We start from the raw sequence: 19489 nt of genomic DNA, 5'->3' as shown, positions 1-19489 counted from the left end.
CCGTGGATAGCGCCAGGGCCGCCCTCGCCAAGGCCCGGGCCAACGTGGACACCCTGCGCCCCAAGGCCGCCCGCTACGCGGAGCTGGCCGACATCAAGGCCGTCGCCCAGCAGGACACCGACGACGCCCTGGCCGCCCTGCGGCAGGCCGAGGCGGATGTGGCCTCGGCCCAGGCCGCCCTCGACAGCGCCGCCATCAACCTCGCCTACACCCGGGTCACCGCGCCGGTCTCGGGGCGCATCGGCAAGTCGGCGGTCACGCCGGGGGCCCTGGTCACCGCCGGCCAGGCCACCGCCCTGGCCACCGTGCAGCAGGTGGACCCGATCTACGTGGACCTAACCCAGTCCAGCGCCGACGCCCTGCGCCTCAAGCGCGCCTTTGAGGCCGGGCAGATCCGCCAGGCCGGGCGCAACCAGGCGGCCGTCACCCTGATCCTTGAGGATGGCAGCCGCTACGGCCGGGAAGGCCGCCTGCAATTCACCGACATCACGGTGAATGAGGGCACCGGCACCGTGGGCCTGCGCGCGGTGTTCCCCAACCCGAAGGGCGATCTGCTGCCCGGCATGCACGTGCGCGCCGTACTGGAAGAAGGCGTGGCCGAGAAGGCCGTGCTGGTGCCCCAGCGCGGGGTGTCGCGCAATGTGAAGGGCGAGGCCACCGCGCTGGTGGTGGGTGCCGGCAACACGGTGGAGCAGCGGGTGCTGCATGTCGGCCGGCCCGTCGGCGATAGCTGGCTGGTGAATGACGGCCTCGCCGCTGGCGAAAAGGTCATCGTCGAAGGCAGCCAGAAGGCGCGCGCCAGGGCGGTGGTGACGCCGGTAGCGGTGGACGGCAAGGTCGCCGCCAGCCCGGCCGCAGCGGCCGGCAACACCAGACCGGGAGCGTAAGTCATGGCCCGCTTTTTCATTGACCGCCCCATCTTTGCCTGGGTCATCGCCATCGTGGTGATGCTGGCCGGCGCCCTCTCCATCGGGCGCCTGTCCCTGGAGCAATACCCCAACATCGCCCCGCCCAAGATCACCATCTCGGCCAACTACACCGGCGCCTCGGCCGAGACCATCGAGAACTCGGTGGTACAGGTCATCGAGCAGCAGATGAAGGGCCTGGACCACCTGAGCTACATGTCCTCCAGCAGCAGCTCGGCGGGTAGCGCCCAGATCACCCTGACCTTCGAGGCCGGCACCGACCCGGACGTGGCCCAGGTGCAGGTGCAGAACAAGCTCAAGCAGGCCGAATCGCGCCTGCCCCAGATCGTGCAGAACCTGGGCGTGTCGGTGGCCAAGACCGGCACCGACTTCCTGATGATCGTGTCCGTGGTGTCGGACAACCCGGGCACCACCGCCATCGACATCGGCGACTACATCGCCACCAGCCTGCTCGACCCGGTGAGCCGCGTGGAAGGGGTGGGCGACGTGCAGGCCCTGGGCTCCGGCTACGCCATGCGCATCTGGCTCGATCCGGCCCGGCTGCAGAAGTACGCCCTAATGCCCGCCGACGTGAAGAGCGCCATCCAGGCCCAGAACACCGAAGTCACCGCCGGCCAGATCGGCGGCCTGCCGGCCCGGGGCGGCCAGCAGATCAACGCCACCATCACCGCCCGCAGCAAGCTGCAGACGCCGGAGCAGTTCGGCGCCATCGTCCTCAAGAGCAGCGCCGACGGCGCGGTGGTGCAGCTGCGCGACGTGGCCCGCATCGAGCTGGGCGGCGAGAGCTACGACGTCAGCGTGCAGTACAACGGCAAGCCCTCGGCCGCCATCGGCATCAAGCTGGCCGCCGGCGCCAACGCCCTGCAGACCGCCGACCGGGTGAAGGCCAAGCTCGACGAGCTGTCACGCTTCTTCCCGGCCGAGATGCAGCTCCAGACGGTGGTGGCCTACGACACCACGCCCTTCGTGCGCATCTCCATCGAGGAGGTGGTGAAGACCCTGATCGAAGCCATCGTGCTGGTGGTGCTGATCATGTACCTCTTCCTGCAGAACGTCCGCGCCACCCTGATCCCGGCCGTCGCCGTACCGGTGGTGCTGCTGGGCACCTTCGGGGTGCTGGCGGCCTTTGGCTACTCCATCAACACCCTGACCCTGTTCGGCATGGTGCTGGCCATCGGCCTGCTGGTGGATGACGCCATCGTGGTGGTGGAGAACGTCGAGCGCATCATGAGCGAGGAGGGCCTGTCGCCCCGGGAGGCCACCCGCAAGTCCATGGGCGAGATCACCGGCGCGCTGGTGGGCATTGCGCTGGTGCTGTCGGCGGTGTTCGTGCCGATGGCCTTCTTCGGCGGCTCGACCGGCGTCATCTACCGCCAGTTCTCCATCACCATCGTGGCGGCCATGCTGCTGTCGGTGCTGGTGGCCCTGACCCTCACCCCGGCCCTGTGCGCCACCCTGCTCAAGCCCGGCCACGTGCATCGCACGGGTTTCTTTGCCTGGTTCAATCGCAGCTTCGACCGTAACAGCCAACGCTACGAGGGCGGCGTGGGGGGCCTGCTGAAGCGCGGCGGCCGTGCGGCGCTGGTGTATGCCCTGCTGCTGGGCGCCCTCTCGGTCCTGTTCCTGCGCCTGCCCACCTCCTTCCTGCCGGAAGAGGACCAGGGCTTCGTGATCGCCATGGTCCAGCTGCCGGCCGGCGCCACCAAGGAGCGCACCACGGCGGCGGTCAGCGCCCTGGAGCAGTACATGCTGCAGCAGCCCGAGGTGGCCGGCCTGGTCAGCATCAACGGCATGGGCAACGGCGGCAACGCCCAGAACTCGGGCCGGGCCTTCATCAAGCTGAAGGACTGGAGCGAGCGGGAAGACCCGGCCAGCGCCGCAGCCGCCTTTGCCCGCCGCGCCACCCGCGACCTGTCGGCGGTGCGCGATGCGCAGATCTTCGTGATCCTGCCGCCGGCCATCCGCGGCCTGGGCAGCAGCAGCGGCTTCGACGTGGAGCTGCAGGACCTGGGCGGCTTCGGCCACGACAGGCTGGTGGAGGCCCGCGAGCAGTTCCTGGCCCTCGCCGCCAAGGACCCGGCCCTGAGCAAGGTGCGCAAGAACGGCCTCGACGACACGCCGCGCTTCCATCTCGCCATCGACGACCAGAAGGCCGGCGCCTTCGGCCTGGCCATGGCCGACATCAACGACACCCTGTCCACCGCCAGCGGCGGCACCTACGTGAATGACTTCATCAACAAGGGCCGCGTGAAGCGGGTGTACCTGCAGGGCGACGCCCCCGCCCGCGCCATGGGCGAGGACCTGGCCAGCTGGTATGTGCGCAACGGCGACGGCGGCATGGTGCCCTTCTCGGCCTTCTCGGCCACCCGCTGGACCATGGGCTCGCCCGTGCTCGAGCGCTACAACGGCATGTCGGCCTTCGAGATCGTCGGCGAACCGGCCGAGGGCGTCAGCTCCGGCACCGCCATGGACGCCATCGAGAAGATCATCAAGCAGCTGCCGGAGGGCGTCGGCTTCGAATGGACGGGGCAATCCTTCCAGGAGCGCCTGTCCGGCGCCCAGGCCCCGCTGCTCTACGCCATCTCGGTGCTGGTGGTCTTCCTGTGCCTGGCGGCACTTTACGAGAGCTGGTCCATCCCCTTCTCGGTAATGCTGGTGGTGCCCCTGGGCGTGCTCGGCGCGGTGCTGGCGGCCAGCCTGCGCGGCCTGTCCAACGACGTGTATTTCCAGGTCGGCCTGCTGACCACCGTGGGTCTGTCGGCCAAGAACGCCATCCTGATCGTCGAGTTTGCCAAGCAGTTGCAAGACGAAGGCGCCAGCCTCATCGACGCCACCCTGCAGGCCGTGCGCCTGCGCCTGCGCCCCATCCTGATGACCTCCCTGGCCTTCGCCCTGGGCGTGCTGCCCCTGGCCATCAGCACCGGCGCCGGCTCGGCCAGTCGTGTCGCCATCGGCACCGGCGTGCTCGGCGGCATGATCAGCGCCACCGTGCTCGGCCTGTTCTTCATCCCCCTGGCCTTCGTGGCGGTGCGCCGGCTGTTCGCCCGCCCGGCCCCCGCGCCCAGCGCCCCCGCCGTCACCTCCCAAGGAGCGCAATGATGAACCTGCGTACCCTCAGCCTCACCCTGCTGCTGGCCGGCCTGCTCGGCGGCTGCGCCACCCTCGCCCCCGACTACACGCGCCCGGCCGCCCCGGTGGCCAAGACCTGGCCGGCCGCCACCATCGACACCGACCCCCAAGACCACCCGGGGGTGGCGGATATCGGCTGGCGTGACTTCTTCGTCGATACCCGCCTGCACCAGCTGATCGACCTGGCCCTGGCCAACAACCGCGATCTGCGGGCCACCGCCCTGGCCATCGTCAAGGCCCGCGCCCAGTACCGCATCCAGCGCGCCGAGCTGTTTCCGGCGGTGAGCGCCGACGCCGGCACCACCGCCCGGCGCACCCCGGGCGAGCTGTCGGGCAGCGGCCAGGCCGTCACCAGCCGCAACCACAGCGTGGACCTGGGCATCGCCAACTGGGAGATCGACCTGTTCGGCCGCCTGCAGAGCCTGCGCGACCAGGCCCTGGAAAGCTACCTGGCCAGCGAGGAAACCCTGCGCAGCACGCGCATCAGCCTGGTGGCCGAAGTGGCCGGCGCCTACCTGACCCTGTCGGCCGACACGGCCCTGCTGCAGCTGGCACAGGAGACCCTGGCCAGCCAGCAAAGCAGCTACAGCCTCACCCGCAAGCGCGTCGACCTGGGCGTCGGCACCGAGCTGGACCTGCGCCAGATCGAAACCAGCGTCGAGACCGCCCGCCGCGACGTGGCCGCCTACACCGCCCAGGTCGCCATCGACCGCAACGCGCTGGTGCTGCTGGTGGGCACGTCGGTGCCGGACACCCTGTTGCCGCCCGCCGGGCTGGACAGCGTGACGGCCCTGCGCGCCCTGCCCGCCGGCCTGCCCTCCACAGTGCTGCAGGAACGCCCGGACGTGCTCGCCGCCGAACGCCAGCTCCGCGCCGCCAATGCCAGCATCGGCGCCGCCCGGGCCGCCTTCTTCCCAAGCATCAGCCTGACCGCCACCGCCGGCACCGCCAGCACCAGCCTGGGCGGGCTTTTTGCGGCGGGCTCGGGCGCGTGGACCTTCATCCCCCAGGTGAGCCTGCCCCTCTTCAACGCCGGCGCCAACCGCGCCAACCTGCAGGCCGCCGAAGCCGACCGGGACATCGCCCTGGCAGGCTACGAGAAGACCATCCAGAGCGCCTTCCGGGAGGTGGCCGACGCCCTGGCCCAGCGCGCCACCCTGGACACCCGCCTGGACGCCCAGCAGAAGCTGGTGGACGCCAGCGCCGCCAGCTACCGCCTGTCGGAGGCCCGCTACCAGAAGGGCGTGGACAGCTACCTCAGCGCCCTCGACGCCCAGCGCAGCCTGTACGCGGCACGCCAGGGCCTGGTCAGCCTGAAGCTGTCGGCCGCCACCAGCACCGTCACCCTCTACAAGGTGCTGGGTGGCGGCGACCTCAGCCCCACCAGCCCCTGATCTGCCCCTCATCTGCCCCTCACCTGCCCCCATCGCCCCTCTCCGGAATGCCCACCATGAAACGCCCCCTCGTCCTCCTCGCCGGCCTGCCCTTTCTGGTGTGGGCCGTCTTTGCCCTGCCCGACGTGCTGGCCAGCGCCAGAAACGCCTGGGACTGGCGCCGGGCCCTGATCCTGCTGTCCGGCACCCTCGCCCTGTGGTGGATGAGCGCCGGCATGCTGCTCGCCGCGCGGCCCGCCTGGCTGGCGCAGCGCTTCGGCGGACTCGACCGCCTGTATCGCCTGCACAAGGACATCGGCATCGGCGCCGGGCTCATCGTATTCACCCATTGGATGCTCGAATGGTTGCCCAAGAACCTGGCCAAGGCCGGCTTCATCGAACGCCCTGTCCGTGGCCCGCGTCCGCCCAGGGGGCCGGCCGACCAGTGGGTGGATCTGGCCAAGGATGTGGGTGAATGGGCCGGCTACATCCTGCTGGCGCTGGTGGTGATCGCCCTGGTGAAGCGCATTCCCTACCGCTACTTCCGCTGGGTGCACAAGCTGTTTCCGCTGGTCTTCATCGCCGGTGCCTACCACGGCCTGATGCTCATGCCGGCCAGCTTCTGGCAGCAGCCCCTGGGCTGGCTGACGGCCGGCATGGCAGCCCTCGGCGTGGTGCCGGCCTGGCTGTCGCTGCTCGGCCGCATCGGCACCCGGCGGCAGTATGTGGCCCACATCGAGAGCCTCACCCGCCATCCCGACGGCGTGCTGGAGGTGGTCTGCCGCCCCACCGCCTGGCCGGGTCACCGGGCCGGCCAGCACGTGCTGGCCCACTTTGGCGACACCGCCGAAGGCGCCCACCCCTTCACCATGGCCAGCGCCTGGAACCCGGCCGACGGACGCCTGACCCTGGCCATCAAGGCCCTCGGCGACTACACCCGCAGCCTCCCCGGGCGCCTCGACATCGGCCATCCGGTGCGCCTGGAAGGGCCCTACGGCAGCTTCACCTTCGACAGCCCGGCCCTCACCGGGCAACACCAGGTGTGGGTGGCCGGCGGCATCGGCATCACCCCCTTCCTGGCCCGCCTGCAGGATCTGGCCGCGCGGGGCGGCACGCCGGGGCCGGTGGATTTCTTCTACAGCACCGCCGACAACCCGGCCTCGGGCTACGCCGCCGAACTGCCTGCCCTGTGCTCGGCCGCCGGTGTCCGCCTGCACCGCCGCCACACCGACCGGGACGGCCCCCTGCCCGCCGAGCAGGTGAGAGCCTGCCTGGGTACCGGCAGCAGCGTGTGGTTCTGCGGCCCTGCCGCCTGGGGCGACAGCCTGGCTCGGGCCCTGGGCGCAGGCGCAGGACCTGCCCCGGTGGCCTTTCACCGGGAGCTGTTCGAGTTTCGCTGAGCCCCATCCGGCACCGGGCAGCGGATCATCAGCCGCTCGCGGGCACAACGCGCCCGCCCTCGGGCTAGACTTCAGTTGTCGATCGCCCACGTCCCGCCCTGCCACCCATGAACTACCTCGCCCACGCCCTCCTCGCCGGCCCCCTCGCATCCGATCGTATCGGCGGGGTGATCGGTGATTTCGTAAAGGGCCCGCTGCAGCCCCGCCCGGCCTGGCTGGGCGCCGCGCTGGCCGACGGGGTGATGCTGCACCGGCGCATCGACAGCTTCGCCGACACCCACTCCGCCTTCCGGCGCAGCCGGGCACGGGTGAGCGAAGTGCGCAGGCGCTTCGGCGGCATCATGGTGGACATGTTCTACGACCACTTCCTGGCCGTGCATTGGCAGCGCTTCAGCCCCGAGCCGCTGCTCGCCTTCACCACCGAAACCTACCGCCTGATCGGCGCCCACAACGCGCCCCTGCCGGACAGCTTCGGCCCCGTCTTTGCCCGCATGGCGGCCCAGGACTGGCTGGCGAGCTACCGGGACAGCGCCAGCGTGGCCCTGGCCCTGGATCGCATGGCCCGATACCGGGCCCGCCAACCCAACCCTCTGGCCGGCGCCGGCGAGGAGCTGCTGGCGGCTTACCCGGGGTTTGAAGCGGATTTTCTGGCTTTCTTTCCGGACGCGCTGGCGTTTGCGGAGACAGAGCGCGGCGCGCGCTGACGGGAGTCGAGACGGTTCTGTGTGTGGGGATAGAAAGGGCAGGTACTCGGCCTTATGGAAAGCTTTACATAAGGCCGAGTAGCTGCCGCTTATCTTGCCCACCAGCTTCATCCCGTCAAGCAGCAGCAACCCCGAGCCACACGCAAAGTTCAGCACACTATCCCGCCGCTTCCGGGTGCCAGTCTTCAGTGCCTGGCGAAATGTCGGGTCAGTGCGGCGCAGACGGCGCGCCGCAGCACTTCTTGAACTTCTTGCCGCTGCCGCAGGGGCAGGGCTCATTGCGGCCCACCTTGGGGCTCAGGCGCCGCGCCCGCTCGCGCTCGGCCACGGCCTGCCGTAGCGGCAGCCAGAAGGCGTGCATCTGCAGCAGCGAGCCTTCGATCTGTGCGCTCAGCGCCGCACGCTGCGCCGGGGTGCGGGTCAGCGCCTCTTCTTCGGGCGAGACCTCATCTGTACCCAGCAGGTGGATGGGCCGGTACCACTGCCGGCCCTCCGGGTGATCGAACAGCGGCTGCCAGGCGGCGGGGCTGAGCTTGACCGCCTCGGTGAAGCCATACGCCCACATTTCGGCGTCTTCGAACTCGCCTGCGTCAAAAGGGATGATGGGCCACAGCGGGTCCAGCACAGGTGACTCCTGCTCCAAGCCCAATACAATACTGTTGAAGTGGCGCATCACCAGCCCCAGCAGGTGATTGGCCTCGTCCAGGTCGACCACGGGTGGCAGCATGGCGCCATCCCCTTGCCCCCATACCTTGGGCAGCTAGCGCCTGGGCAACACGGTCTCCGGCCCCAGGGCCAGGGCGTGCAGAAAGCCGTCAAGCATGTCCAGCGTCATGCCCTCTTCGGTGTCCTGGTCCAGCAAGAAGCCCTCCAGCACGTCCAGTTCCTCGTCAGACAGCTGTGCCAGCAGGTAAGGTGACGCGCCGGGTGCACGCGGGCGCTCTGCCTGCGCCAACCCGCGCTCGGGCTCGTCCGTCTCCCGCTGTGCGGTGGTCACGAAATGGTGGACGCCCTCTTCCTCAATGGCCAGAAAAGCCGCCGCCAGCGCGGCGGTGTCGGTCTCGAACTGCTCATCCCACACGGTGGATGTGCCCCGCTCGTCCACGACTTCGAGAATCCAGAGGCTGCCCGCGCCGCGGTAAATCTCGATTTGCAGCGTGTGGCCGTCGGCGCTGTAGGTCTGCGTCAGCGGTGAGTGGATGAGTTGGATGTCGTCGTCGGTCATGGGGTGTCGCCTTCGTTGTTCAGGTGCGTATGTTCTTTGATGGCCTCGCGGTCGCGCCGCAATGCCAACGCCCGTGTGTTCCAGTGCTGCACGGGGGCTTCCTCGACGTATCTGAGGCTGACTTCCGGGCACTATTCCCCGACGCGCGGGCCTTGCCGAGCCGGTGCGCCGGGCGCGCTGAGGGGCACCCTTTGCTCAGCCCCCACCCGGCCGATATTCGATCTCCGGCAGCACCAGCTCCCATTGGCGGCAATGCAGCACGACCACCCGGATGGATACCCTCCATCACGCCGCGCCAACACCCGCAGGATGTTGACGTGCACGTCAACACTGACTAACAATCAAGTCAAAACGCGGCTTGCGAATCCGGACGACACGCCCCTGTACCGCCCCCGTCCTCCGCCATCGCACCGTCCCGACAACCCAGCCCCGACAGGCCCACGAGTCAAACCCCATGTCTGATCAAACCCCTGGCACCGCCCCATTCACCGAGGTGTGGATAGTGCACCCCGAAGGCCGCCTGTACAGCAGGGTGTGGACGCCCGCCCCCACCGGCCGGCCCCTGCCCGACGCCCCCATCATCATGCTTCACGACTCCCTGGGCAGCGTTGAGCTGTGGCGCGACTTTCCGGCCGCGCTGAGCCTTGCCACCGGCCGCCGGGTGGTCGCCTACGACCGGCTCGGATTCGGCCTGTCCAGCCCGCGCCATGGCCCCCTGCCCCTCGACTTCATCGCCGCGGAAGCCCGTCACGACTTCGCCCTGGTGCGCCAGCAACTGGGCATCGGGCCGTTCATCGCCTTCGGCCACAGCGTCGGCGGCGGCATGGCCGTCAATTGCGCCGCCGAGTTTGCCGCCGACTGCGAGGCGCTGATCACCATCGCCGCCCAGGCCTTTCCCGAAGACCGGACCCTGGAGGGCATCCGCGTCGCCAAGGAGCAGTTCAAGGATGTCCGGCAGGTGGAACGGCTCGGGAAGTACCACGGCGACAAGGCGCGCTGGGTGCTCGACGCCTGGACCGAGACCTGGCTCAGCCCGGCCTTCGCCACCTGGTCACTGGCCCCCGTCCTGCCCCGCGTAAGCTGCCCCCTGCTCGCCATCCACGGGCTTCACGACGAATACGGCTCAACCCGCCACCCCGAGCTCATCGGCGAGCTCAGCAGATCGAGCCGGGTTCAGGTGGAGATCATGGAAGACTCCCGCCACATGCCCCACCGCGAACAGCCCGAGGCGGTGATCGGGCTGGTGAGGGGGTTTCTGGAGAGGGGGTGAGGGTGGTTTTCAGACAGAAAGGCCCCTGAGACGGGCGCGGAACATGGCAAACGCGTGTTCATGTAACCAACTCCGCGCGAGCATCGGAGCCAGACAGGGCGGACGACACCAATACGGGCCACGAAAATTGTGAAGCCGCGGCCCTTGCCGGTGTCCGCACCGAAACGGCAGCTTAGCCGGCACGCTTGAGTACGGCCGAGGGACGAATTCACCGGCCGGGATGAAACGTCGTCGCAAGCGTGCCCTCGCGGTGAAGGGCGGAACGCCATTTCCAGAGGAATCCGAACAGCCGAACCAGGCTTGTCCGACAACCAGTTCAGATCGTGTCTCGCTTTGCGATCACGATCTACCCTCAATCGTTAGGCCTCACTGCACCATCCTTCGCAATAGTCAGTCCCTCATCCAGGCTCCGGATCTGCCCGGTAGAGACTTTGCATATCGGGGGTGTTCCACCAGGGAGGCGCTGATCAAACCCAATTTCCTCCGTTAGACGCGTCGTCTGACGGTCGATACGGTCTCTTCTGTAGGGGCGACTTCAGTCGACCATCCGCGCGTCAATCACCGACACACCCTTGATCAACGTCCGCGGGCGACTGAAGTCGCCCCCACAGTCCCTCCAGCCGCTCTCCGCGCGTCTCATAAACCCCTTCAGTTTCACCCATCGGGTGATACGGCCAATGGAGGGCAAGCCCGCGTCAGCATTGGCGGGGAGCGCAGCCCTGAGGGGATGTCTGGCAGCGCCAGAACGATCAGCTACAACACCCCGCCCTGCTCACCGCCCTCACCCTGCGGCGCCATGTCGCAGTCTGGCTCCATATCACGCTGCCAAACTCCGCCCCCGCGGGGCGCCTGCCCTGCGGATTCGACCATGGGAGGGCGGCCATGCATGGCGCCTGCCAGACATCCACCACAACAAGAATGAAACAGGACTCTTGCATGAAAGACCATCGATTCAAGCCGGCTGCGCTTGCGCTGGCGGTACTGGGGGCCTGCGCTGCCCTGGGCGCCCAGGCGGCGCACGCCCAGGAAGCCAAGGAACTCTCGACCATCTCCGTCAGTGGCGAGCGGGACACGCGCACCATTCCGCTGGACCTTCCGGCCACCACGGGATCGCGCCTGGGCACGACAATCCGGGAGATCCCCGCCAGCGTCGATGTGATCAGCCAGGAGGTCATGCAGGAGCGGGGCGACCGGACCATGATCGAGGCTGTCGGCAAGGTTGCCGGGATGACCGGCGGGCGGGTTGGCGGGTCGCATGTGGCCTTCTCGGCGCGGGGCTTCATCGAGAACGGCGTGACCTGGCTCTACAACGGGGTGCGGGTGCCGGGCAGCTCCAACTTCTCGTCGCGGGTGCTCGACACGGCCAACTACGACCGTATCGAGGTGCTGCGCGGGCCGGCCGCGGTGCTCAATGGCGAGGGCGGAACCGGGGCGACGATCAACCTGATTTCCCGCGCACCGAGCTTCAGCGCCCAGCCCTTCGAGCTGGACTACGCGTTTTCGAGTTACAACTCCCACCGCCTGCATGCGGGCACGGGCGGCGCGATCAAGGACGACGCCGTCGCCTACCGGGCCGACTTCAGCACCAACCGCTACGGCAGCAACGTCCATGGCGAGCGGACCGCGCTGGACCGCTTCACCGGGTCGCTGCTGTTCAAGCTGAGCAGCACCCTCAAGCTGACCCTGGAGCTCGACCGGCTGCACGACGACGTGGAGGATCTGTACTACGGTACGCCCCTGGTCAATGGCAGGATCAGCAAGTCCCTGCGCCGCATCAATTACAACAACCTGACCGACAACAAGTACAAGTCCAGCACCACCTGGCTCCGGGCCAATCTTGAGTGGCAAGTAGCGCCGGATGTGGAGGTGCGCAACCAGGCCTATTACTACGACTCCTTCCGCGACTGGCGCGATGTGGACGACTTCACCTACATCGCCGGCGCCACGCCGAAGGTGCGGCGCAACACCTGGGCCGACCTGGATCACGATCACCAGCTAGTGGGCAACCGCCTCGACGCCCTGTTCAAGGGCAAGCTCGGCGGCATGGACAACCGCCTGGTGGTGGGCACCGACATCAACCGGACGGACTTCAAGACCAGGCGCAACGGCTTTCCGGCAGGAACCGAGGCCCCCGTCGATGCCTACAACCCGCCGAGCGTCAGCCTGAGCAGCGGCACCAACGTCTTCAAGTCCCTGGCCCGGGACGTGAGCATCGAGCAGTGGTCGGTGTTTGCCGAAGACCAGCTGTCCCTCACCTCGAAGCTCAAGCTGGTGGGCGGTGCGCGGCACGACAACTTCAAGACCCACTGGATCTACTACGATCAGGCCGGTGCGCCGAAGGAATCGAAGGCCCACAGCTTCAATTCCTGGCGCGCAGGGGTCGTCTATGACCTGGCCCCGGACACCACCGTGTATGCCTCCTACGCCACCGCGGCGGAGCCCGGCGGCTCCCTGGTGATCCTGAACCGCAACCAGAGCCAGCTCGACCTGACCACTGCCAAGCAGTTCGAGATCGGCTTGAAACAGGGCATCTGGGGCGGCAAGGGTGAGTGGACTGCCGCGGCCTACGACATCCAGAAGCGCAATGTCTTCGTGCCCGACCCGGCCCGGCCGAGCAACCGGCTGGCGGTTGGCGAACAGTCGTCCCGGGGCCTCGAGCTGAGCCTGGGCCTGCGCCCCACCCGCCAGTGGCAGATCGACGGCAACATCGCCTACGTGCGTGCCCGCTACGATGAGTACTCGGCGGGCAACCCGCCGGTGTCCTTCAATGGCAACCAGCCGCGCTTTGCACCACGCTGGCTGGCCAACCTGGGCGTCCAGTACAGGCCCGTCGACGCCTGGACCCTCGGCGCCTGGGCAAGGCATGTGGACAAGGCCTACATCAACGACGCCAACACCCTGCAGTTGCCGTCCTACACCACCCTGGACCTGTCGGCCGACTACAGATACAGCAAGACCACCGATGTCGGCTTCCGCATCCGCAATGCCACCGACGAGCTGTATGCGGAAGCGGCCTACGGCAACACCCAGGTGTTGATCGCCAACCCGCGGACTTACGAGCTGTCGCTGCGGATGAAGTTCTAAACGGCGCCAGGTCGGCCGTAGATGTAAAACGGGCTCCTGTTGAGGAGCCCGTTTTACATCATGGCGGCGGGGTCGCCACGGCGCCCCGCCCTGCTTCACACACCAATCACGGCAGGATCAGCACCTGGCCTTCGCGCACGTCACGGCGCATTTCGCGGCCCTCGACGCTGTAGGTCACCCACAGGCGCTTGACCTGATCCCGGGCCGGGTCATCACCGGCCAGGTCGTTGTTAACTCGCGCAGTCAGGCGGTTCATGATGACTCGCTGGCTGAGGCGATGGGTGATGTCGATGCGGTTGTTGTTGGTGCCGTACTCAGCCCGCAGGATCTTCAGCCCGTCCGGGTCGCGATCCCGGTTGTTGTCGTTGTAGGACGGACGGGAACCGCCCCAGCCGCCGTTCCAGCCACCGTTGCCCCAGCTGCCGCCGGACCAGCCGGCAAACTGGGCGCCGTCCACCCAGCTACCTTCGGTGTACTCAAAGGTGCGCTGGCCACGGGGGCCTTCGGCGTAGATGCGCAGCACCTTAACGCGGCCTTTGTCCGGGTCAACGCCAAACGTCTTGTTGCTCAGCCGAAAACGCTCGTCGCGGCCGGCCAGCTCGCGCAGGCGGCTGGTCACATCCACGTTGCGTTCGGCGGTGCCGTACTGGGCCTGGAGGATGCGGTACTCGCCCTCCTTGCGGTCCTGGTAGCCGGGCCGGTCGCCCCAGCCCGAACTGCTGCTGGCACTGCTGTCGCCCCAGTTACCGCTGCTCCAGCCCTGGAACTGGGCGCCATCCACCCAGCTACCTTCGGTGTACTCGAAGGTGCGGTTGCGCCCGCTGGAGCTGACGGCCTCGATGCGCAGGGTCTTGACGCGGCCCTTGTCCGGGTCGGTGCCAAAAACGCCGTTGCCCAGACGGAAACGCTCGTCACGCTGGGCCAGCTCCTTGAGGCGCGAGGTCACGTCGATATGCCTGTCGGGCGTACCGTACAGGGCCTTGATGATGCGGTAATCGCCTTCGCCCCAATCGGCAGAAGCCGGGCCGGCAAAACCGGCCATAAGGATGAAGAGCGAACAAAGGAAGAACCAATACCTGCTGAACAACGACTTGGGCATGACGACCTCTCGGGGTGGTTAGAGTTCCGAAGGCAGTATATCCACTCCGAGTGGCTTCAAGACATGCTCCGGATGAGATTACATCCGACACAGGGGGCGAGCACCCCGGCCCGCCTCCCTGCCCTGCCGTCACTCCTCCTGTGCCTCCAGCCACAGGGCGTTGACCAACGCCAGCAGAACAGCGAACCCCAAGCCCAGCACCCAGGTGAAATACCACATGATCATCTCCTTCAATTGTCAGTACAGTTGTTTGTCGTTGGCCGCGATGTAGTCGCGGGTGATCTTTCCGGCCATCACCCGGTAGGCCCAGCTGGTGTAGGCCAAAACGACGGGGGTGAAGATCAGGGCGACCCACAGCATCACCGTCAGGGTAAGCTGGCTGGAGGTGGCGTCCCAGGCCGTGAGACTGACGTCCGGATGGGTGGACGAGGGCAGCACGAAGGGGAACAGGGCCACGCCCGCCGTCAGGATCACGCTCACGCAGGCCACCGAGGACGCCACAAAGGACAGCAGGGTCCACCCGCTGCCGATGCAGGCCAGCACCACACCCACACCGGCGTAGGCCAGCACGGGGATGATCCATAGCTGGGGGAAGTTGTTGAAGTTGGCAAACCAGCCCCCCGGCGCCCGGCCTACTTCCTTCATCAGCGGGGTCAGCACGCCGCGCACATCGGGGATGGACTCAAGCACATAGCCCTCCATCCGCGCCACCCACATGCCCGCAAGGGAGAAGCTCACCAGCAGCACGACACCGCACACCCGGGCAGCCAGGATGGTGCGCCGCTGCAGCGGCCCCTCGACCCGATGGGAGAGGAAGGTGGCCCCCTGCAGGGTGAGCAGGGAGAGGCTCACCACACCACAGAGCAGGGCAAAGGGATTGAGCAGCGCCCAGAAAGAGCCTGAATAGCTGGAGCGCATGCTGTCGTCCAGATCGAAGGGCACGCCCTGGAAGAGATTGCCGAAGGCCACGCCAAACACCAGGGCCGGCACGGCGCTGCCAGCAAACAGGCCCCAGTCCCAGCCCTTCCGCCAGGCCGGGTTGGGCAGTTTCGAGCGGTACTCGAAGCCCACCGGCCGGAAGAACAGGGCAAACAGCACCAGCAGCAAAGCCCAGTAAAGGCCGGAGAAGGCGGTGGCATACACCAGGGGCCAGGCCGCGAAGACGGCACCGCCAGCGGTGATGAACCACACCTGGTTGCCGTCCCAGTGGGGCGCGACGCTGTTGATCATCACCCGGCGGTCGGTATCGTCCTTGCCCAGAAAGGGCAGCAGCGTGCCCACGCCCATGTCGTGGCCATCCATGATGGCAAAGCCGATGAGCAGCACGCCCACCAGCAGCCACCAGATCAGTTTCAGGGTTGCGTAATCAAACATGATGGTTCCTCAGGCAGTCTTGGCGTGCAGGACGGAGGGGCCGAGACGGGCGTACTTGAACATCAGGTACATCTCGGCCACGAGCAGCAGCGAATAGAAACCGACGAAGCCGGCGATGGAGCCCCACAGGCTCTCCACCGACAGGCTGGAAGCCGAGAGGTGGGTGGGCAGCACGCCAAACACCGTCCACGGCTGACGACCGTATTCCGCAACGAACCAGCCTGCCTCGATGGCGATCCACGGCAGGGGGATGGAATAGAGCGCCCATTTGAGCAGCCAGGGCTTGTTCTGGAACGTGCCCTTCACGCTGTGCCAGAAGGCCACCACCATGAGGGCCAGCATGGCGATGCCCAGGCCGACCATCACCCGGAAGCTCCAGAACAGGGGCGCGATGCGCGGCACCGAGTCCATGGCGGCCTTGTGGATGATCTCCGGCGTGGCCTGACGGGGGTCTTCCACGTACTTCTTCACCAGCAGGCCGTAGCCCAGATCCTTCTCGTGGGCCTTGAAGGCAGCCCGGGCAGCCTCGTCCTGCGGGTTTTTGCGCATGCCTTCCAGGGCGATCACCGCCTGGATGCCCGACTCGATACGCTGACGGTTCTTCTCGCGGATCTCCTTGATGCCGGGGATGACTTCGCTTGTCGAACGGGTGGCGATCAACCCCAGCACATAGGGAATGCGCAGCTCGAAGTCATTGGCCTGGCGGGCCTCGTTGGGAATGGCGATCAGATTGAAGCCCGCGGGTGCCGGCTCGGTCTCCCACATGGCTTCGATGGCCGCCAGCTTGGAGCGCTGGGCCTCGCCCACCGAGTAGCCCGACTCGTCACCGAGCACGATGACCGACGCCGTGCCGGCCAGGCCGAAGGCCGCGGCGATGCGGAAGGAGCGACGGGCGAACTCCACGTGCTGCCCCTTGAGCAGATACCAGGAGGAGATGCCGAGCACGAAGAGGGAGCCGGTCACATAGCCGGCCGACACCGTATGCACGAACTTGGACTGGGCCACCGGGTTGAAGACCAGGGCGGCGAAGTCGGTCAGCTCCATGCGCATGGTCACCGGATTGAAGGCCGAGCCCACCGGATCCTGCATCCAGCCGTTGGCGATCAGGATCAGCACCGCCGAAAGGTTGGTGCCCAGGGCCATCAGGGTGGTGACGGTGAGGTGGCCAGCCTTGGACAGCCGGTTCCACCCAAAGAAGAACAGACCGACCATGGTCGATTCCAGGAAGAAGGCCATCAGCCCCTCGATGGCCAGGGGCGCACCGAAGATGTCACCCACGTAATGGGAGTAGTAGGCCCAGTTGGTGCCGAACTGGAACTCCATGGTGATGCCGGTGGTGACACCGAGCGCAAAGTTGATGCCGTAGAGCTTGCCCCAGAAGCGGGTCATGTCCTTGTAGACCTCCTTGCCGCTCATCACGTAAGCAGCCTCCATGATCACCAGCAGCCAGGACAGGCCGAGGGTCAGCGGAACGAACAGGAAGTGGTAGAGCGCGGTGGCGGCGAACTGCAGCCGCGATAGATCGACGACGGTTTCGTTGATCATGGTTTCTCCGGATGTGGATGGGATGACGGCGGTGTCGCATCGCCCGCCGGCACGGAAGGCCCCGACACGCGATCGGCAATCCGCTGGGCGGCCTCGGCCTTGTCCATGGGTTCGCTGAAGAAGGCGAACTTCAGGCAGGCCACCAGAAGCAGCTTGACCGCGATGGTGAGGGTGATGTCCCGGGCCAGCCGGCTGGACGGAAACGGCAAGGACTTCATCTCGGGAGGCTCCCGTAGGGATAGCGTGAAGGGTGCCGGGAGGCCCTGGCGGAGCGCTCCCGGCGGGAGGACTGTCCGGGCCCTGGAGCGTCGGACGGGGCGGATTCTGGACAAGGGGATGGGCGCGCAGAAGTGACCCGTGGTCGCGCGACGGATCGCCGCATGGATGCCGGCTTCGGGTGCGACGATCGGTCACTTTGCCGACCTCCGGAGGCGGCCTACGATTCGCCGCAGCTCTTCGAACACAATAGATGAGCCACCTCATTTTCGAGCCCTTCCCCCAGGGCTCTTTTTTCGTCTCCCCGCCTGGAGGACCGATCGCCGATGCGCGAGGCGCCCCTTCCCGTCCCTGATCCCTTGCCCACCATCTCCCTGCGGCGTTTGATCGGCCTGCGCTGGTTCTCGGTGATCTCCATGGTCCTGGCGGCCATCGCCGGGCAATGGCTGGCCGGCGACGCCCTGTTCATCGCCCCCCTTCTCGCCGTGGCAGCGGTCATGGCCAGCGTCAACGTGTGCCTGCATCTGGCCCTGCTGCTGGACCCCCGAGGGCTGGTACGCCTGTCCCTGTTCGCGCCCCTGGTTCAGCTCGGCTTCGACCTCATCGGCTGGGGCGCCTTCGTCTATTACTCCGGTGGTGCGGGCAACCCCCTCATTTCCGTCTTCCTGCCGCTGGCCGCGGTCGGCGCCATGATTCTTCCCGGCTGGCACGCCTGGTTTTTCGGATTTGCCTCGGTGGCCACCTACACCTTCCTGTGGTTCTGCTACATCCCCCTGGATGTGCCGGATACCCGGGTGTCCGAGCAGTTGAGCCGGCTGGGAATGTGGACCGTGTTCGTGGTCTCGGCCATCGTGGTGGTATGGTTCGTCTCGCGCATGAGGCAGGCCGTGCGCCACCGGGACCTGGCCCTCTCCACCGCACGGGAGACCGCCACGCGCAATCGCTGGCTGGTCTTTCTGGGCACCCTCGCAGCCGGCACCGCCCACCAGATGAGCACCCCCCTGGGCACCCTGCAGATCCTGATCGATGAATTGCTGCTCGAGCACCGCGAGGACGAACGCCTGCGCGCTGACCTCGAGCTGATGCAGGCCCAGGTGGCCACCTGCAAGGGGAGCCTCACCGAACTGACGGCCCGGGCCGGACAAGGGCGCTGCGACACCCGCCAGAGCATGCCTTTCGATCAATGGGCGCGCGGTCTGGTGGCCGCCTGGCAGAGCACGCATCCGGCTATTGACGTCGCCCTGAACCTGGATGCTCGCCTGGCGCAGGTTCGTCTCTACCCGGACTCCGGACTTGCAACCGCCATTCAGAGTCTCCTGGAAAGCCTGCACGGCAACGCCGACGCCGGGCTTGCCATCCAGGCCCGGGCTGAAGCGGATCAGGTCATTGTGGAACTCGAGGAGTCCGGCACGACGCCGACGGACGACCGCTCCCCCACCGAAGTCGATTCCGACCTCCGGCGAGACCTTGCCCGGACCGCCATCGAACTGCTGGGTGGCAACATGCTCGTCCGCAGTCGTCCCGACAGGCGTGCGACGGTCTCGATACACCTGCCAAGAACAGGATTGCTCTGGACATGAGCGCAACGCCCTGCAAGCACGGTCCGTTGTTGCTGGTTGAGGACGACGAGGCCTTTGTGCACGTGCTGTCGCGCTCGCTCCAAAAGCATGGCTTCAGCGTTTTCCCGGCCGGCACCGTCGACGACGCCCTTGCCCTCGCCCGGACGATCAGGCCGGCCTACGTTCTGCTCGACCTCAACCTGGGTGGGCAGTCAGGCCTCAAACTGATTGCCCCCATCCTCGAGGCCATGCCGGATGCACGGCTCGTCGTCCTGACGGGCTATGCCAGCATCGCCACGGCGGTGAACGCCGTGAAGCTCGGCGCGGTAGAGTACCTGACCAAGCCCGCCCGGATCGGTCTTATCGTCTCGACACTGCTTGGCAAGGACGAAGGCGCCGAACAGGATGTGGCACCCGAGGAATGGCTGACGGTCAAGAGCCTGGAATGGGAGTACCTCCAGCGTGCCCTGGCCGAGAACGGTGGCAATATCTCCGCCACCGCAAGGGCACTGAAGATGCACAGGCGCACCCTGCAGCGCAAACTCGGCAAGAAACGCCCCCAGGACCGGGAGCCTTGATCACCCG

General features: G+C 67.2%; 16 protein-coding genes. 9 read left to right on the top strand and 7 right to left on the bottom strand.

The window, feature by feature from the left end:
* The 5 genes from J0L98_RS14545 to J0L98_RS14525 all read left to right on the top strand — a co-directional run.
* Positions 1–887: efflux RND transporter periplasmic adaptor subunit (locus J0L98_RS14545; protein WP_296412493.1), on the top strand; the 887-nt coding region annotated here is incomplete at its 5' end.
* Between the two features lie 3 nt (positions 888–890).
* Entirely contained in the window at positions 891–4025 is a 3135-nt protein-coding gene (locus J0L98_RS14540) for an efflux RND transporter permease subunit (RefSeq protein WP_296412492.1), read from the top strand.
* Positions 4022–5449, top strand: a complete 1428-nt coding sequence (locus tag J0L98_RS14535; protein ID WP_296412491.1) for an efflux transporter outer membrane subunit — start codon at positions 4022–4024, stop codon at positions 5447–5449. The genes J0L98_RS14540 and J0L98_RS14535 overlap by 4 nt, the downstream gene beginning before the upstream one ends.
* 56 nt (positions 5450–5505) lie before the next feature.
* Complete coding sequence (locus J0L98_RS14530) at positions 5506–6828, top strand: ferric reductase-like transmembrane domain-containing protein (RefSeq protein WP_296412490.1); 1323 nt, start codon at positions 5506–5508, stop codon at positions 6826–6828.
* Between the two features lie 107 nt (positions 6829–6935).
* Entirely contained in the window at positions 6936–7532 is a 597-nt protein-coding gene (locus J0L98_RS14525; protein WP_296412489.1) for an ACP phosphodiesterase, read from the top strand.
* Between the two features lie 208 nt (positions 7533–7740).
* On the opposite strand, the gene J0L98_RS14520 is transcribed toward J0L98_RS14525, so the two are convergent.
* A complete protein-coding gene (locus tag J0L98_RS14520) occupies positions 7741–8292 on the bottom strand; it encodes a UPF0149 family protein (protein WP_296412494.1) in 552 nt (183 codons plus the stop codon).
* On the bottom strand, positions 8293–8757 hold the full coding sequence (locus J0L98_RS14515; RefSeq protein WP_296412488.1) for a hypothetical protein: 465 nt from the start codon (positions 8755–8757) through the stop codon (positions 8293–8295). It abuts the gene before it with no gap.
* A 454-nt stretch (positions 8758–9211) separates the two neighbouring features.
* Between J0L98_RS14515 and J0L98_RS14510 the strand changes: the two genes are divergently transcribed.
* Positions 9212–10027, top strand: a complete 816-nt coding sequence (locus tag J0L98_RS14510; protein WP_296412487.1) for an alpha/beta hydrolase — start codon at positions 9212–9214, stop codon at positions 10025–10027.
* A gap of 936 nt (positions 10028–10963) precedes the next feature.
* Complete coding sequence (locus tag J0L98_RS14505; protein WP_296412486.1) at positions 10964–13111, top strand: TonB-dependent receptor; 2148 nt, start codon at positions 10964–10966, stop codon at positions 13109–13111.
* 106 nt (positions 13112–13217) lie between these two features.
* Here the strand turns inward: J0L98_RS14505 and J0L98_RS14500 are convergent, their stop codons facing one another.
* The 5 genes from J0L98_RS14500 to cydP all read right to left on the bottom strand — a co-directional run bounded on the left by J0L98_RS14500 (position 13218) and on the right by cydP (position 17347).
* The gene (locus tag J0L98_RS14500; protein ID WP_296412485.1) at positions 13218–14210 is read right to left on the bottom strand and encodes a hypothetical protein; all 993 of its coding nucleotides are present in this window, start codon (positions 14208–14210) and stop codon (positions 13218–13220) included.
* 129 nt (positions 14211–14339) lie between these two features.
* Positions 14340–14429 carry a cytochrome bd-I oxidase subunit CydX gene (cydX, locus tag J0L98_RS14495; RefSeq protein ID WP_296412484.1) on the bottom strand — a complete coding sequence of 30 codons (90 nt, stop codon included), beginning with the start codon at positions 14427–14429 and terminating at the stop codon, positions 14340–14342.
* Between the two features lie 18 nt (positions 14430–14447).
* On the bottom strand, positions 14448–15584 hold the full coding sequence (gene cydB / locus J0L98_RS14490) for a cytochrome d ubiquinol oxidase subunit II (RefSeq protein WP_296412483.1): 1137 nt from the start codon (positions 15582–15584) through the stop codon (positions 14448–14450).
* Positions 15585–15593: 9 nt separating this feature from the next.
* Positions 15594–17129, bottom strand: a complete 1536-nt coding sequence (locus J0L98_RS14485) for a cytochrome ubiquinol oxidase subunit I (protein WP_296412482.1) — start codon at positions 17127–17129, stop codon at positions 15594–15596.
* Positions 17126–17347 (bottom strand): cytochrome oxidase putative small subunit CydP, encoded by a 222-nt coding sequence (cydP, locus tag J0L98_RS14480; RefSeq protein WP_296412481.1) that lies wholly within the window; start codon positions 17345–17347, stop codon positions 17126–17128. Before cydP ends, J0L98_RS14485 begins: the two co-directional genes overlap by 4 nt.
* A 324-nt stretch (positions 17348–17671) precedes the next feature.
* Here cydP and J0L98_RS14475 point away from each other — a divergent pair, with 324 nt between their 5' ends.
* Both J0L98_RS14475 and J0L98_RS14470 read left to right on the top strand, forming a co-directional pair.
* Positions 17672–18925, top strand: coding sequence for a hypothetical protein (locus J0L98_RS14475; protein WP_296412480.1), 1254 nt, complete (start codon positions 17672–17674; stop codon positions 18923–18925).
* A complete protein-coding gene (locus J0L98_RS14470) occupies positions 18922–19482 on the top strand; it encodes a response regulator (protein ID WP_296412479.1) in 561 nt (186 codons plus the stop codon). Before J0L98_RS14475 ends, J0L98_RS14470 begins: the two co-directional genes overlap by 4 nt.
* Positions 19483–19489 lie beyond the last annotated feature (7 nt).

The sequence above is a fragment of the Zoogloea sp. genome, from assembly GCF_017302315.1.
Taxonomy (GTDB): domain Bacteria; phylum Pseudomonadota; class Gammaproteobacteria; order Burkholderiales; family Rhodocyclaceae; genus Zoogloea.
The sequence above is the reverse complement of the archived record's forward strand: the minus strand, read 5'-3'. Positions and strand labels throughout refer to the sequence as shown.

Coding starts and splice junctions, on each gene's coding strand:
- cydB (WP_296412483.1), bottom strand. CDS start 15,584: ATGTTTGATTACGCAACCCTGAAACTGATCTGGTGGCTGCTGGTGGGC.
- J0L98_RS14500 (WP_296412485.1), bottom strand. CDS start 14,210: ATGCCCAAGTCGTTGTTCAGCAGGTATTGGTTCTTCCTTTGTTCGCTC.
- J0L98_RS14505 (WP_296412486.1), top strand. CDS start 10,964: ATGAAAGACCATCGATTCAAGCCGGCTGCGCTTGCGCTGGCGGTACTG.
- cydP (WP_296412481.1), bottom strand. CDS start 17,347: ATGAAGTCCTTGCCGTTTCCGTCCAGCCGGCTGGCCCGGGACATCACC.
- J0L98_RS14530 (WP_296412490.1), top strand. CDS start 5,506: ATGAAACGCCCCCTCGTCCTCCTCGCCGGCCTGCCCTTTCTGGTGTGG.
- J0L98_RS14540 (WP_296412492.1), top strand. CDS start 891: ATGGCCCGCTTTTTCATTGACCGCCCCATCTTTGCCTGGGTCATCGCC.
- cydX (WP_296412484.1), bottom strand. CDS start 14,429: ATGTGGTATTTCACCTGGGTGCTGGGCTTGGGGTTCGCTGTTCTGCTG.
- J0L98_RS14475 (WP_296412480.1), top strand. CDS start 17,672: ATGCGCGAGGCGCCCCTTCCCGTCCCTGATCCCTTGCCCACCATCTCC.
- J0L98_RS14515 (WP_296412488.1), bottom strand. CDS start 8,757: ATGACCGACGACGACATCCAACTCATCCACTCACCGCTGACGCAGACC.
- J0L98_RS14510 (WP_296412487.1), top strand. CDS start 9,212: ATGTCTGATCAAACCCCTGGCACCGCCCCATTCACCGAGGTGTGGATA.
- J0L98_RS14485 (WP_296412482.1), bottom strand. CDS start 17,129: ATGATCAACGAAACCGTCGTCGATCTATCGCGGCTGCAGTTCGCCGCC.
- J0L98_RS14470 (WP_296412479.1), top strand. CDS start 18,922: ATGAGCGCAACGCCCTGCAAGCACGGTCCGTTGTTGCTGGTTGAGGAC.
- J0L98_RS14525 (WP_296412489.1), top strand. CDS start 6,936: ATGAACTACCTCGCCCACGCCCTCCTCGCCGGCCCCCTCGCATCCGAT.
- J0L98_RS14535 (WP_296412491.1), top strand. CDS start 4,022: ATGATGAACCTGCGTACCCTCAGCCTCACCCTGCTGCTGGCCGGCCTG.